This window comes from Pseudomonas sp. 6D_7.1_Bac1 (assembly GCF_025465945.1).
Lineage (GTDB): Bacteria > Pseudomonadota > Gammaproteobacteria > Pseudomonadales > Pseudomonadaceae > Aquipseudomonas.
The window spans coordinates 45,610-60,119 of sequence record NZ_JANLNW010000064.1 but is presented as its reverse complement, the minus strand read 5'-3'; the positions used below and the strand labels follow the sequence as shown (position 1 = coordinate 60,119).

The 14,510-nt window shown below is 59.2% G+C and carries 11 protein-coding genes; 9 read left to right on the top strand and 2 right to left on the bottom strand.

Annotated features, from left to right (window positions below; genetic code table 11):
* Positions 1-53: 53 nt before the first annotated feature.
* Positions 54-2,222, bottom strand: coding sequence for a condensation domain-containing protein (locus NTD87_RS17335; protein ID WP_262115242.1), 2,169 nt, complete (start codon positions 2,220-2,222; stop codon positions 54-56).
* A 229-nt stretch (positions 2,223-2,451) separates the two neighbouring features.
* On the opposite strand from NTD87_RS17335, the gene NTD87_RS17330 reads away from it, so the two are divergent.
* From NTD87_RS17330 to NTD87_RS17290, 9 genes are all read left to right on the top strand, one after another.
* A complete protein-coding gene (locus NTD87_RS17330) occupies positions 2,452-2,970 on the top strand; it encodes a sigma-70 family RNA polymerase sigma factor (RefSeq protein ID WP_262115241.1) in 519 nt (172 codons plus the stop codon).
* A gap of 161 nt (positions 2,971-3,131) precedes the next feature.
* Positions 3,132-4,922, top strand: coding sequence for an ABC transporter ATP-binding protein (locus NTD87_RS17325; protein WP_262115240.1), 1,791 nt, complete (start codon positions 3,132-3,134; stop codon positions 4,920-4,922).
* Positions 4,916-6,685 (top strand): ABC transporter ATP-binding protein, encoded by a 1,770-nt coding sequence (locus NTD87_RS17320; RefSeq protein WP_262115239.1) that lies wholly within the window; start codon positions 4,916-4,918, stop codon positions 6,683-6,685. The genes NTD87_RS17325 and NTD87_RS17320 overlap by 7 nt, the downstream gene beginning before the upstream one ends.
* Entirely contained in the window at positions 6,682-7,626 is a 945-nt protein-coding gene (locus tag NTD87_RS17315; protein WP_262115238.1) for an ABC transporter permease, read from the top strand. The genes NTD87_RS17320 and NTD87_RS17315 overlap by 4 nt, the downstream gene beginning before the upstream one ends.
* On the top strand, positions 7,623-8,573 hold the full coding sequence (locus tag NTD87_RS17310; protein WP_262115237.1) for an iron chelate uptake ABC transporter family permease subunit: 951 nt from the start codon (positions 7,623-7,625) through the stop codon (positions 8,571-8,573). The genes NTD87_RS17315 and NTD87_RS17310 overlap by 4 nt, the downstream gene beginning before the upstream one ends.
* Positions 8,570-9,352, top strand: coding sequence for an ABC transporter ATP-binding protein (locus tag NTD87_RS17305; RefSeq protein WP_262115236.1), 783 nt, complete (start codon positions 8,570-8,572; stop codon positions 9,350-9,352). Before NTD87_RS17310 ends, NTD87_RS17305 begins: the two co-directional genes overlap by 4 nt.
* The gene (locus NTD87_RS17300; RefSeq protein ID WP_262115235.1) at positions 9,349-10,332 is read left to right on the top strand and encodes a siderophore ABC transporter substrate-binding protein; all 984 of its coding nucleotides are present in this window, start codon (positions 9,349-9,351) and stop codon (positions 10,330-10,332) included. Before NTD87_RS17305 ends, NTD87_RS17300 begins: the two co-directional genes overlap by 4 nt.
* A 159-nt stretch (positions 10,333-10,491) precedes the next feature.
* Positions 10,492-10,872 carry a fe2+ zn2+ uptake regulation protein gene (locus NTD87_RS17295; protein ID WP_262115234.1) on the top strand — a complete coding sequence of 127 codons (381 nt, stop codon included), beginning with the start codon at positions 10,492-10,494 and terminating at the stop codon, positions 10,870-10,872.
* 213 nt (positions 10,873-11,085) lie between these two features.
* Positions 11,086-13,362, top strand: coding sequence for a TonB-dependent receptor (locus tag NTD87_RS17290; protein WP_262115233.1), 2,277 nt, complete (start codon positions 11,086-11,088; stop codon positions 13,360-13,362).
* Between the two features lie 174 nt (positions 13,363-13,536).
* Here NTD87_RS17290 and NTD87_RS17285 read toward each other — a convergent pair whose 3' ends face one another.
* Complete coding sequence (locus NTD87_RS17285) at positions 13,537-14,451, bottom strand: LysR family transcriptional regulator (protein WP_262115232.1); 915 nt, start codon at positions 14,449-14,451, stop codon at positions 13,537-13,539.
* Positions 14,452-14,510 lie beyond the last annotated feature (59 nt).

The following is a 14,510-nucleotide window of genomic DNA, read 5'->3' as shown; positions in this document are numbered from 1 at the left end:
GATGTGCAGGGTCTTGTTAACACCTCTGGCGTTACCAAGACCCTGGTTGAGGTTTATGCGCGGATATGATCCAGGGCGATGCCGGCTGCATCGGGCGTTGTGAAGAGTGCGAACACGTGATCGATCATGGCGCTGAGGCGTGCCATCTGTTCGGCGCTGTAACGATCCGAACGGTAGGTGATCACCAGGCGCAGTGAGCGTTTGCCGTCGATCAGGTTTTCCATGATCTCGAATTGAATACCGAACATCGATTGGTTCTTGTCCGGATCAATCTGTCGGTAGCGGATCGTTCCTGCGTCTGGCGTGCTCAAGGTGCCGTTCAAGGCGTTGTTGGCATGAATCTGGATATAGACGTCGAACAGCAGGCCGTCCGCAGCCGTCATACCCAAGGCCTGTTGAATCAACTCCAGCGGCACATCGGCATAGGCCATGGAGTCATTGATCAGGTGGGTGACGTTTTCGATCAGCGTGCCCACTGCCTGCTGAGGATCGAACTGCACCCGGTGCGCCACCATGGTGGTGAAGTAACCGACCGTCTCATAAAACCCGGGGTCGGTTCGCCCGGAAGCCGATGTGCCGATCACCAGATCTTGCAAGCCACCCAGTTTATGCAGGGACAGCGCAATGGCCGTATAGACCACGCCGAACAGCGACGAGTTGTTCTGTCTGGCGAAGGCATACAGGTTATCGGTGAGGTCCTGGTCGGGTTTGATTTCGAACCATTGAGCCTTCATCGAAGCGGCATTGGCAGACGCGCTCGCCTGATGGTCAGGGGAGGGCAGCGCCAAGTGGCGGGTTGCATCATGCAACATGCTCGTCCAATAGTCGAGATGCCGCTGATTGACGCCGGTACTCTGTTCTTGCGCGGCGAATTCGTGGAATGACCGTGCAGGCGCTTTCCAGGTCGGCGCTTTGTCGGCGGCACGGGCGAGGTAGGCCTGGGCCAGTTCTTCCATCATGACGTTGAGCGACCATTCATCAATGGCCATGTGATGGATCAACAAAGACAGGGTTTGGCGCTTGCGCTGCGAGTCGTAAATGAAGCGAACCCTGAGGGGCAATTCGCGGGCCAGGTCGAACTGATAAGAGGCTTCGCTTTCCAGCGTTGCCCCTTGGCTCTCATGGCTAGGCCAGAACCATTTGTAGTGGGACAGTTGCGCAATCGGCACGATTTGCTGGTACGCCTCATCCTTCTGGAAGTGGAAGGTCGTGCGCAGGCTGGCATGGCGTTTCAGCAGGTCGCTGAAGGCTTGCTCGAATAGCGCTTCATCCACGTTATCGAGGAAATCCAAGGCAAAGGGCAGGTTGAAAATCGTCCCGAACTCATAGGCGACATAGGCCCGCCCAAGGGAGGCCTGGGCCAGGGCAAAAGGCGCGCGCTGCACGTCTTGCGGCAGGCCTGCCGCAGATGTCACCGGGTTGTTTTGCGCAATGACCTGGGCGCGTGATGCCAGGGCTGCGGCCGTAGGGGCGCTGAAAAAGTCATTGAACTGGACTTCAATGCTGTGGTTGCTCAACAGCTTGCCAATGATGCGGGTGGCCAGCAGGGAATGGCCGCCGAAATCAAAGAAGTCATCCGTAAGTTGCATGTCGGGCTCGGCCAGGGCGCCGCGGAATTCGCCAAGGATAATCGTCGCGACTTCATTGCTGTCGGCCGCTGGCTGGGCGCTGGGTACACTGGCTGCTGGCGCTGCAACCTTGCCATCTGCCTGACGGCGCAACCAGGGGGTGTCGCTGGTCGAGTGACCGACATAGGCATTCAGGACCCCGCGATACAGGTCGATCTCCTGGCAGGTCTGGTCGAGGATCTGATGGATCACGAACGCCAGGATAACGTTCTGCCCGGTTTGAATCATCAGTGCCTTGAACGGCGGCTGGCTTTGCGCGTCCCACGGTGCCGATTGCCGCGAGAGCAATTGCTCGGTGGCTTCGGCGTCGGAGTGTGAGCGAATGAGTTCAACGCAGGATTGCCAGTCACTGGCGTGGACTTTGTCCACTTCACCGTCGTCGTTGAACTGATAGCGCGCATTCAGATCGGGCAGTGTCTCGATGACGGTCTTGATCGCCAGCTCGAGCCTTGAAAGATTGACATCAGCGTCGAGTCGCCAGGCGCTCAGGTGTTTGAGGATGCGTTCGGGGTATTGTTGCTGCAAGAGCCAGATATGCTCTTCGTGACCGTTAACAGATTGCTTCGGTAACGAATCTGGACTGAGTTCCATCATGGAAATTTCCCGCCTTATCAAACTGAACAGTAAGAAGTAGAGGTGGCACCGAGTGCCGACAGACCTATCCTCGGTCTGGTGTAACGCCCAGGATCCCGGGCGTCAGAGGAGTTGCAAGCAGGTCGCATTGCAGGGGCTCCATGAACACCGTATGATGTTAAATAATAATCATACCTATTCGCATTAGTCAAAATCTGATCGCGAAGGCCATCTTCTCAGGAGAGGTGTTGTGGACAACGGAGCGTTCGCGTCCAAGGCGCAATTTGAAAAACTGTATGTCGACCATCACCGCTGGTTGTGCAGTTTGTTGCGTCGCAAGCTGGGCAGTTCGGTGGATGCCGCGGATCTCGCCCATGATGTCTATCTCAACCTCATCAGGAAAGGCCGGGTTCCCTCGACCGAGAACCCACGCAGTCATCTGACCCAAATCGCCAAAGGAATGGTGATAGACCTGTATCGCCGCCGTCATCTTGAGGTCAGCCATCTGGAAGGGCTAATGCAACAAGCCGAGCCTCTGGTGCCATCAGAAGAAGTTCGCGCGCTGGCCTCCGAAGCCCTGGCTCAGATCGATGTTGCCTTGCATAACAAGCCACCCAAGGCCCGCGAAGCGCTGCTGCTGTGCAAGTTGCATGGCATGGGTCACCGGGATATCGCGGCCGAGTTGAAGGTGTCGGTGTCCTCCGTCGAAAAGTACATCGCTGCGGGCCTTCGGGCCTGTCACCCATTTGCATCGGGGGTTGGCCTGTGATCGGTCGTTCGGTTCACGGCGGCGAACGGATTAATCGGTATTTCGATTGAGGATTTTGCGTCGCTGTTCGGAATACAAGGTACGCAACGCGCAAAACGCTCGAACACAACGGAAGTCAGGTATGCCTTCAGGCTGCCGGCAGTGGTTATTCAGGAGAGCTCATGAGTGTTAAAGACAAACCCGCCGCCGGCTCGGTATCCGGGATACTGAGACCCGTACGCGGCCGGCTGATTGTCGCCGCGGTACTGGCCGCCATCGGGACCATGCTGACGATGGTGCCCCTGGCAGGCATCGCCCATATCGCACAGTTCTCGATGGGGCAGGCCGAGGCGGCTACCGGCTGGGTCCAGATGCAGGATCAGGTCTGGCGGGTTGTCAGCGTCAGCCTCGTGTGCCTGTTCCTCGGCATGACGTTGATTTCGGTGGCCGAGATGGTCGCGCACCTGGCCGACAATCACATCACCGGCCATTTGCGTTTGGCGATTACCCGTCGACTGGCCAAGGTGCCGCTGGGCTGGTTCACCAGCCGGGCTTCGGGCGAAGTCAAACAGGCAATGCAGGATGACATCGGTACGCTGCACAGCCTGACTGCGCATTTCTTTACCACGCTGGGCCGTACCGTGGGTGCGATCCTCATCGCCATCCTGTACCTGTTTGCCATGGACTGGCGCATGGCAATTGTCTCCTTGCTGCCATTCCCGCTGTTTTTCCTGTTTTTCTCCAGGGCTACCAAGGCCAGTGGGGCGAACATGCAATCGTTCGGCGCCGGTATGGCACGTATCAACAACGCAGTGGTTGAGTTCGTCAACGGCATTCCCGTGGTCAAGGCCTTCGGTGTCGAGGGCAAGGCTCATGGCAGCTACCGTGGGGCGGTGGATGCCTTCGCCGAGGCGTTCACCGACTTCACACGGCCGCTGGTCAGCGCGATGGCCAACGCCCATGCAATGATTACCCCGGTTGCGGTACTCGGGGTGGTGCTGGCCTTCGGCACTTTGTTGGTAAGCCTGGGCTGGATCACGCCGGTAGAGGTCTTGCCCTTCGTCTTGGTGGCGCCGGGCATCTGTGCGCCACTGCTGCTGTTGAGCTACATCACCCACGACCTGAACAATGCCACCGCCGCTGCCCAACGTGTGCATACGCTGCTGGAAACGCCGGTACTGGAAACCCTGGCGGGCAAGTCACCGCAGTTGCCCGAAAATGCCGAAATTCGCGTCGAGCAACTCGGCTATAGCTACGACGGCCAGAACCCGGTGCTCAAGGACATTGGCTTCACCCTCAAGCCCGGTACCGTGACGGCGATTGTCGGTGCTTCCGGCTCCGGCAAGTCGACATTGGCACGCCTGCTGCTGCGCTTCTTCGATCCGACTGAAGGGCGCATTACCCTGGGCGGCGTCGACATCAGGCAGATCGAGAGCGCGCAATTGTACCGGCGCATCGGTTTTGTGCTGCAGGAAGTGCGTCTTATCCATGCCAGCCTGCGCGACAACATCGCCTTGGGTCGGCCCTCGGCCAGCCAGCAGGAAATCGAAGACGCAGCGCGCACCGCAAGCATTCACGAGCGCATCCTCGCCTTGCCGCGGGGTTATGACTCGGTGATCGGCGAGGATGCGCAGCTCTCCGGCGGCGAGTTGCAGCGCGTGAGTATCGCCCGTGCCGTGCTATTGGACCCGCCGGTACTGGTGCTTGATGAAGCCACGGCGGCAGCCGATGCCGAGAACGAGGTGAAGCTCCAGCAAGCGCTGTCGCGATTCGCCCAGGGTCGCACCTTGATGGTGATCGCCCACCGACTCGATACGGTGAAGCATGCCGACCAGATCATTCTGATCGACGACGGTACGATCTGCGAGCAGGGACGTCACCACGAACTGCTCGCCCGCAAAGGCCGCTACGCCAGACTGTGGGCGCTGGGCGGCTATGAACAGGCCAAGGAACAGGCGGTGTCGTCATGCTGAAAACCTTTATTCAACTGCTGGGTGAAGATGCCCCGGTACTGCGGCGCTATCTCTATATGACTCTGGTCTACGGTCTGCTCTGCGGACTGACGATTGTCACCCTGGTGCCGATACTCACCAGCCTGCTGGGCAGTGAAACGCGCGCAGCGGGGCAATGGTTGGTCGCGCTGGTGATCGGCGTGGTGATTTGCTGGGCACTACGACGCACAGTGGAGAAAGCCGGTATCCGTGTAGGCATCGCCGTTCTCCAGCGGGGCCGCCATCGGCTCGGCGACCATGTGGCGCGTTTGCCGGTGGGTTGGTTCACCGCACAAAACACCGCGCGGCTAAGCCATGTCGCGTCCCAGGGCATGATGGAAATGGCTCAGCTTCCCGCCCACGTTTTCACGCCGCTGATTACAGGCGTGGTCACGCCGGTAGTGATCCTCATTGCGCTGTTCGCCCTGCACTGGCAAATGGGCCTGATCGCGCTGGTGATGCTGCCGATCCTGTTGGGTGTCTTTGTGTTGACCGCTCGCTTGGGTCAGCGTGCAGACCAGGACTTCCAGCACAACGCGGCCCACACCAGCCAGCGCATGGTCGAGTTCGCCCAAGCGCAATCGGTGCTGCGGGCGTTCAATGGCGAGGACGGTGGCACACAGTTTCTTGAGCAGGCTATCGGCCGCCAGCAGCACTCCGCGAGACGGTTGATTCATGTCTCGGCGATGTCGGTGGTGTTCAATGCCTGGGCTGTACAGGCGAGCTTCGCGGTCTTGCTGGTGGCCGCCACGCTATGGCTGGGTGAGCTGTTGGGCGCAAGCCTGGAGGCGGGGTCGGTCATCGCTGTCATTGTTGCACTGCTGCTGGTCAGTCGCTTTATCGATCCGCTGCTGGAAGTGGCTGGCTATAGCGAGGTGCTGCGTGGCGCGCGCGGCCAGTTGGGAGCCGTGCGTGAGATCTTTGCGGTCAAGCCCCTGCCTGAGCCGCGGACGCCACAGGCGCCAGTCGATGCGTCCGTCGAACTGCGCAACGTGAGCTTTCGTTATGCCAAGGACCAGGCTGATGTATTACGGGATGTCAGCCTGCGTATCGAGCCAGGTAGCATGACCGCTCTGGTCGGCGCTTCCGGCTCGGGCAAGACCACGCTGGTGAGGCTGATCGCGCGTTTCTTCGACGTGACTCAGGGCTCTGTGATCGTAGGCGGTGTGGATGTACGCCAGATGTCCGGCGAGCAACTGGCCGGCCAGATCAGTCAGATCTTCCAGGATGCTTACCTGTTCCAGGGCAGCATCGCCGACAACATCCGCATCGGCAAACCCGATGCCAGCGATGCCCAGGTGATGGAAGCGGCAAGACAAGCCGGCGTCGTGGAGATCATCGAGCGACTACCTCAAGGCCTGGATACACCCGTGGGCGAGGGCGGCGCCCGACTGTCCGGCGGCGAGCGTCAGCGGATTTCCATCGCCCGTGCGCTGATCAAGGATGCCCCGATTCTGTTGGTCGATGAGGCCACCGCCGCGCTCGACGCCGAGAATCAGGCCGCTATCGCTGAGGCACTGGCACGCTTGCGTGGTACACGTACGCTGATCGTCATCGCGCACCAGCTCTCGACGGTGGCCATGGCCGACCAGATTCTGGTGCTCGATAACGGCCGGATCAGCGAGCAAGGTTCCCACGCGCAATTGAGTGCCAAGCCAGGGCTCTACGCGCACTTTCTCGCCCAGCGCCGGGCTGCAAAGGGCTGGCGCATTGCCGGGGCGTTTGGCAGTGAGGACGATTCTTGAGTCGTGCAGCCTTACTGATCCTGTTTGTTGTGCTCTGTTGCCTTTCGCTGATGGTGGGAGTCAAGCAGGTCTCCTGGACAGCACTTTACACATTTTCCGACGATGCCTGGCTGACACTGACCGCCAGTCGCCTTCCGCGCCTCGCTGCCCTGATACTCACCGGGGTAGGGCTGGCCGTCTGCGGCGTGATCCTGCAGCAGATTGTGCGTAATCGGTTCGTCGAGCCCGCCACTTCCGGCGGACTGGATGCCGCAAAGCTGGGCATTCTGATTTCACTGACGGTGGCCCCCGCCGCAGGTGCTGCCGGCAGGATGCTGTTTGCCCTGGCGTTCTGCTTTGCCGCAAGCCTGATCTATGTCGCGATCATCCGCCGTATCAAGTTCAAGAATACGGTGATGGTTCCGGTCATAGGTCTGATGTACGGCAGCGTATTGAGTGCCATCGCCGAGTTCTACGCCTACCGTCACAACATCTTGCAGAGCATGCAGGGTTGGATGCTCGGTGACTTCTCCAAGATCGTCCAGGGCAATTACGAGATCATCTATCTGGTTCTGCCGATCGTCGTGCTCACCTACATTTATGCGCACCGGTTTACTGTACTGGGGATGGGCGAGGGCATGGCCAGCAGCCTGGGCCTGAACTACGCAGCCAATGCGGCGCTAGGTCTGATGCTCGTGGCGGTCACTGTTTCCGCCACGGTCATCACCGTGGGGGCGATCCCCTTTGTCGGGTTGGTGATTCCCAACCTGGTAGCGCTGCACTACGGCGAAAACCTGGAGCGAACATTGCCCATCGTCGCCTTGTGTGGCGCGTCGTTGTTATTGGCCTGCGATATCCTCGGCCGCCTGCTGATCTACCCCTTTGAAGTGCCCATCGGCCTCACCGCCGGCAGCGTGGGCGGCATATTGTTCCTTGTGCTGCTGATCAGGAAGTACACATGAGGCGCGTGGCTTCCCGTTATGGTCTCTGGCTGCTGGTTCTGGCGCTGGCGATCGCATTCCTGTTGCTGGGGTCCGGCCTCGACTTCGACTACGTCATTCCCAAGCGACTCACTCGTTTGGCGGCGATGTGCATTGCCGGGGTGTGCATTGCCTATTCGTCGGTGATTTTCCAGACCATTGCCGGCAACCGGATACTGACGCCGGCGATCATGGGGTATGAGGCGATCTACCTGCTGTTCCAGGCACTGCTGATTCTGGTGCTGGGCACCCAGAGCCTGGTGTTGCTGGGGCGTAACGGTAACGTCTTGTTGTCGGTCCTGTTGATGCTCGGCTATTCATGGCTCATTCACCGTTGGCTGTTCCGTGACGGGAGCAACAACGTGTACCTGCTGCTCCTGTTGGGGCTGGTACTGAGCATGGTGATGGGGACGTTTACCCAATTTATCCAGTTGAAGATCAGCCCCGGAGAATTCTCGATTTTCCAAGGATTCAACTACGCCTCCTTCAACAAGGCGCAACCTGGGCAAGTGATCTATTCGGGCGTGCTGGTGGCCGCGGTGTGCTGCATCGCCCAACGAACCCTGCCGGTGCTCGATGTGCTTTCCCTGGGGCGTGACCAAGCTATTTCCCTGGGGGTCGATTACCCACGCAGCGTGCGGCTTCAACTGGCACTTATCGCAATCCTGGTGGCGGTCTCGACGAGCCTCGTCGGGCCGACGGCATTCATGGGAGTGTTCGTTGCGAACATCTCATATGCGCTTGCCCGAACCGCTTCGCACCGGGTCACGTTGCCCATGAGTTGCGCCATCGCCATTGGCATTTTCATTGTCGCCCAGTACCTGGTCGAGCAGCTATTCAACTACAACACCTCCGTCAGCATTCTCATCAACCTGGTGTGTGGTGTGTATTTCCTCGCGCTGATGATTCGAACCCGAGGCACCCCATGATCTCCCTCAATCACGTTTACAAGGCCTATGGCACCAGGCATGTCCTTAGTGACGTCAGCGTCCAGTTTCCACCGGGGCAGGTCACGTCGCTGATCGGTCCAAACGGGGCGGGCAAGACCACGCTGCTGATGTTGATCGCACGCCTCCTTGCGCCGACCCGTGGCGACGTTCTGATTGGCGGGCGCAGCATTTCGGATGTGCCCGTTCGCGACTATGCCAAGCGCGTGGCCACCTTGCGTCAGTCCCCGGACTTCAACCTGCGCCTGACCGTCGAGGAACTGGTTGCCTTCGGGCGCTTCCCCTACAGTCGTGGAGCGCTTACCGCCCAGGATCGCGAGGCTATCGACGAGGCCATCGAGTTCTTGTCTTTGCAGTCCCTGCGCCTTTGCTACATCGACGAGCTCAGCGGCGGACAACGGCAGATGGCGTTCCTGGCGATGACCATTGCCCAGCAAACGGATTACCTGTTGCTGGACGAGCCGCTCAACAACCTCGACATGAAGCATGGCGTACAAATCATGCGGGCCCTGCGTCGCTTGTGTGATGAGCAAGGCCGCACAGTGATTCTGGTGGTCCATGACATCAACTTCGCGGCCAACTATTCCGATCATATCGTTGCCATGAAAGGCGGGGGAATTCACTGCCACGGCCCGGTCGCGGAGGTTGTTACCGAGGCGCACCTGCGCGAACTCTTTGATCTGGATTTCGAAATCCTGCAGAGCGAACAAGGGTTCGTCTGCAACTACTTCAACCCATCACCGTCAAGGGAACTGATATGAGCACTGATCACGCGAAAAAACTCTGTGGAGTGCTACTGGCAATGGCCGTAGCGGCCGGACTGCAGGGATGTGACAAGCCGGCGGCAGAGGCCACACCGCCAGTGAGTGCACAGGCGCACTACGAGCCGGTCAAGATCGAGCACCCTCTGGGCACAACCGTAGTGACTAAACTACCCGAGCGCGTAGTGGCCTTCGATATGAGCGAGCTCGATACACTCGATCAGCTGGGGGCACCGGTGGTGGGCATCGCGAAGGACTACGTCACCAGCTTTCTTACCCAGTACCGTGACGACTCGAATGTTATGGATGTAGGGTCGACTGTTCAGCCTAATCTCGAGCGGTTGCATGCACTCAAGCCCGACCTGATCCTGATCTCTCCGCTCCAGGCACAAAGCTATAAGGAGCTCAGCCAGATCGCCCCGACCGTCTACGACGACGTGGACCTGACCAACAAACAAGGCAATCTCATCGGCACAGCCAAGGAGCATTTGACCCTCTTGGGACGCATCCTCGGCAAAGAGGAACTGGCCCGTCAGAAGGTCGCTGAAATGGAAGCGAAGGTGGAACAGACCCGGCGCGTCACCGAAGGGCGTCCCGAGAAAGCGTTGATCGTGCTGCATAACAACGGGGCCTTCACCTCCTACGGTGTGAAGTCGCGCTACGGCTTTATCTTCGACACCTTGGGCGTGAAACCGGCCAGCCAGGACATCGAAGCCGGTTTGCATGGACAGCCCATTTCCAATGAATTTATCCAGCAGGCCGATCCCGACATTCTCTATGTAATCGACCGTACCGCAGTGATGGAGCATCGTCCGGCATTGGACATCAAGAGCCTGGATAACCCGCTGCTGCGCAAGACCAAGGCCTGGAATAACGGCCATGTGATCTTTGTCGACGCTCAGACCTGGTATCTGTGTACCGCTAGCGTGACCTGTCTCAATCGAATGGCTGACGAGGTGGTTCAGGGCTACAAGGGCTGATTCGCAACGTGTATCTGCAGCACAAAGGGCTGGTGCTATTCAGGCGCCGGCCCTTTTTGTGGATTTCGCATTTTGCTTCGGTCATGGGGAGGTCGCCATCGGTGATTTCAGGCACGGCAGCCACCATGGCGTCTAAAACAATAGAAATGGACTATTCGCATGTACCACAGATCAGCCTCGGAAGAAGCTCCAGCGTCCCGGCAATGGCAAAGCTCATCCACGCATCGCCCCTTCGATTGCGACAGTAACAACGAGCACATTCGCGAGATGCTTTATCGCTATGGGCTACGTACCAGCTTACTGCGCTTCAAAATCATTAATGTTTTATGCGCTGCGGCTGTCAGCGGGACGACGGTGGATGCGAAGTCGGTACATGATCAACTTGGAGCGCTGGCGTTATCGCTCATCAGCGTTCGTGACGCGCTCAAGCGCCTTTGTTCCGTGGGCGTCATTGCCTGCAATCACGACAAGAGCTACGGCCTGACCACTGGAGCAAAAGCGATATTGGAGCAACGGTGTAGCGGGCGACATTGCGAATAGTGCGCGGCGAACAATTCTTCAGGCGGCTTGCCACCTGCCTTTGCTACTGGCCTGCGACTGATGCCGGTGCCCCCAATCCCCACTGATCCAGACCCTTCGAGTGTTCTCAGTGGTAATTGATGCAAATATTTATCATTTAGATTGAGGATTTGGCGTTCTGGTACGGAAACCTAGTGAATGCACTCCAACTCTTCGTATCGAAAGGAATCCAGCATGTCGGAACACGGCCGCCCACGTCGCGCCAACCCTGATTCATCGCAGGCTACGCAACGCGCTTTTTCGTTTACCTTGAATCGCACTTTCTCTGCCGTACAGATGGCGCTGCTGCTGGGTCTGACCGGGGGATCTATGGCCGTGGCCGCTGCGCCTGCCCCTGAGCCGTCAACGCAGTCCCGGACGGACACTGGCGAAGGTGGCCTTGTCCTGTCCGAAACGACGGTGGAGGGCACTATGGGTGCATCCGGAGACCTGCCGCCCGCGTATGCGGGAGGGCAGGTTGCCACTGGCAGTCGAGTCGGGCTGCTGGGCACCAAGGACTTTATGGAGACTCCCTTCAGCGCCATCAGCTACACCGATGACTTCGTGCGCAACCACCAGGCGAAGGACATCGGTTCGGTCATCGGTGCAACCGACCCATCGGTGAACGTCCCCTCCAAACGGGCCATCATCGAAACCTTCTTCATTCGTGGCTTCAATACCAGCGCCAACGACATCACCTACAACGGCCTGATCGGTATGGCGCCGAACCTGCGCGGCGCGACCGAGCTGGCCGAGCGCATCGAAGTGCTCAAGGGCCCGTCCGCTCTGCTGAACGGCATGCCGCCCGATGGTAGCGTCGCGGGCAGCATCAATATGGTGCCCAAGCGCGCAAGCGACGAACCCCTGACACGTCTGACGACATCTTTTGAATCCAATGGTTTATACGGTGCGCATGCCGACGTGGGTCGGCGCTTTGGCGAGCAGAATCAGTTTGGTATCCGCTACAACGGGGTGTACCGCGACGGCGACACCGCCGTGGACGATCAGAAACAAAACATGCAGCTCAATGCGCTGGGCCTGGACTGGCGCGCCGAGCGCATCCGCCTGTCGTTGGACGCCTACAAGCAACGTGAACATCTGGAGGGCGCCAACTATTTCGGTATTGCCTCGATCAACCCTAAGGTCACCCAAGTACCCCGCGCGAAGAAGGGTGATTACGCGCTGGCACCTGACTGGGCCTACACCACCAACGACACCGAAACCTTCTTGCTCAGAGGCGAGGTCGATTTGAATGACTCGCTCACCGCCTTTGCGGCCTATGGGCAGAGGGACGGTGGCCGCAACGCCCTGATGACGCGCGACACGCTGGTCAACAACGCCGGTGATATCAACGTTCTGGCTTATCGCTCGGATGGGCAGGGTACCCAGAAATCGGGCGAGGCTGGCCTGAAGGGCAGATTCGACACCGGTCCCGTAGGCCACGACTGGTCGCTGGTGGCCACTCAGTACAAGTCGCAGATGAGCTACAAGGATCTTCAGATACCCAACTACGTGACCACCAACTACTACAACCTTGACTTCGGCCCAACGCCGCCCTTGGGTAAATTCGGCGCTGTCACCTCCCGGACCGAAGACAAACTGGGCAGTGTTGCTTTGCTCGATACCCTTTCGTTCCTTGATGGCCATATCCAATGGACGCTGGGCTTGCGGAATCAGACAGTGGAAAGCTCGAACCTGACACCGGCGCGCGTCAGAACCTCTCACTACAACGAGAGCCGTGTTTCGCCGGCTACCGCGTTGCTGGTCAAGGTGACCGACGATGTGTCGGTCTACGCGAACTACATCGAAGGTCTGTCTAAGGGGGGGGCGGCTCCGACGACGGCAGCCAACCCGGGTGAAGTCCTGAGCCCGATTCAGACAAAGCAGTATGAAGTGGGCGCCAAGCTTGACCTGGGGACGTTCGCCACCACGTTGGCCGTGTTCCAGATCGAAAAACCCAGCACCTTTACCGACCCGGTCACCAACATTTTTGGCGTAAACGGTGAGCAGCGCAACCGTGGCGTGGAATGGAACTTCTTCGGTGAGGCACAACCAGATCTGCGTTTGATGGGCGGTGTTTCCTACACGCAGGCGGTGTTGACGAAGGCGCTGGTAGCGGCGAACGAAGGCAATCAGGTGACCGGCGTTCCGAAGATCATCGCCAAGCTGGGGGCCGAGTACGACCTGGAGAGGGTTCCTGGGCTGACCCTGACCGCAGGCACGAACTACGTAGGCAGCCGCTACGTCACGGACGACCATCGGATGGAGTTGCCGTCTTACACCGTTTTCGATGTGGGCGGTCGGTACACCACCAAAGTCATGTCCAAACCTGTGACCTTACGGGCTAACGTAGAGAACATCGCCAACCGGGCATACTGGATCGGTTCCTACAGCGGCGGCGACGGCAGTGGCCTGTCCGGCGGCCTGGGCGCGCCGCGTACCCTTCAGCTTTCAGCATCGGTTGATTTCTGACAGTCGGCCAGCCTGGAGGCAGGGGAGAGTTCTGCGACTTTCTCCTGTCTTGGCGGTACGACACGGCACGCTGGAATGCTCGCTGGATTTAACGATAAAGCCTCGATTCATCGGGGCTTTATCGTGTCTGTGGGGCGAAAAATCTAGACGGCGTAATCGCTGATCTCTGTGCAGTCATAGACTCTCAGGGTCGCCAAAAAACATCTGAATCCGCGACCTTAACCAGCGTTCACCCGGGTCGTTGTCCTGGGAACCGCGCCAGGCCATGTGCAACTCGAAGGCATTCACCGGTAGCGGTGGGTCTTCAGCGCGCACGCCACCGGCCGCGGTCAGCGCATCGGCGGTGTAGTCCGGCACCATGGCAACGATGTCGGTGCCTGCCAGCAATGTACTCAAGCCATTGAACTGCGGAACCGCGAGCACCACATGACGCTTGCGCCCGAGCTTCTCCAGCTCTTCATCGATGAAGCCACTGAGGTCGCCGGCAAAGGACACCAGCGCATGCGGTCGAGCGCAGAAATCGTCCAGGCTCAAGGCCCCGGGAACGGTGTCGGCGCGCAGCAGCTTGGGCATGCTGCGGCGCAGGACTTTGCGTTTGGCGTTGGCCGGCAGATCCGTGGTGTAGCTGACGCCAATCGAGATTTCGCCCGATGCCAACAGGCTCGGCATCAATATGTAGTTGACGCGTCGCACCACCAGCACGATGCCGGGGGCCTCGGCACGCAAGCGCTTTAACAGCATCGGCAGCAGGGCAAACTCGACATCATCCGAGAGGCCGATGCGAAACACCGCAGTGCTGGTGGCCGGGTCGAATTCGGCGGCGCGGCTGACTGCAGTAGAAATCGAATCCAGAGCCGGAGAGAGCAGGGCGAAGATTTCCACCGCCCGGGCGGTAGGCTCCATGCTGCGGCCGGTACGCACAAACAGCGGATCGTCGAACAGACCGCGCAGGCGCGATAACGCCGCACTGATGGCCGGCTGGCCGAGAAACAGCTTCTCCGCTGCGCGGGTCACACTGCGTTCATGCATGAGGGTTTCGAACACGATCAACAGGTTCAGGTCGACACGACGCAGGTCATTACGATTCATCTGGAGTCCTGGCAGAGTCAGCAAACTTGACGAGAGCGGCCATATGGGAACAATGGCCG

What these genes read in the sequence shown, in the direction of transcription:
- NTD87_RS17325 (WP_262115240.1), top strand. Translation starts at nt 3,132, where the DNA reads ATGAGTGTTAAAGACAAACCCGCCGCCGGCTCGGTATCCGGGATACTG.
- NTD87_RS17295 (WP_262115234.1), top strand. Translation starts at nt 10,492, where the DNA reads ATGTACCACAGATCAGCCTCGGAAGAAGCTCCAGCGTCCCGGCAATGG.
- NTD87_RS17310 (WP_262115237.1), top strand. Translation starts at nt 7,623, where the DNA reads ATGAGGCGCGTGGCTTCCCGTTATGGTCTCTGGCTGCTGGTTCTGGCG.
- NTD87_RS17300 (WP_262115235.1), top strand. Translation starts at nt 9,349, where the DNA reads ATGAGCACTGATCACGCGAAAAAACTCTGTGGAGTGCTACTGGCAATG.
- NTD87_RS17335 (WP_262115242.1), bottom strand. Translation starts at nt 2,222, where the DNA reads ATGATGGAACTCAGTCCAGATTCGTTACCGAAGCAATCTGTTAACGGT.
- NTD87_RS17320 (WP_262115239.1), top strand. Translation starts at nt 4,916, where the DNA reads ATGCTGAAAACCTTTATTCAACTGCTGGGTGAAGATGCCCCGGTACTG.
- NTD87_RS17290 (WP_262115233.1), top strand. Translation starts at nt 11,086, where the DNA reads ATGTCGGAACACGGCCGCCCACGTCGCGCCAACCCTGATTCATCGCAG.
- NTD87_RS17285 (WP_262115232.1), bottom strand. Translation starts at nt 14,451, where the DNA reads ATGAATCGTAATGACCTGCGTCGTGTCGACCTGAACCTGTTGATCGTG.
- NTD87_RS17305 (WP_262115236.1), top strand. Translation starts at nt 8,570, where the DNA reads ATGATCTCCCTCAATCACGTTTACAAGGCCTATGGCACCAGGCATGTC.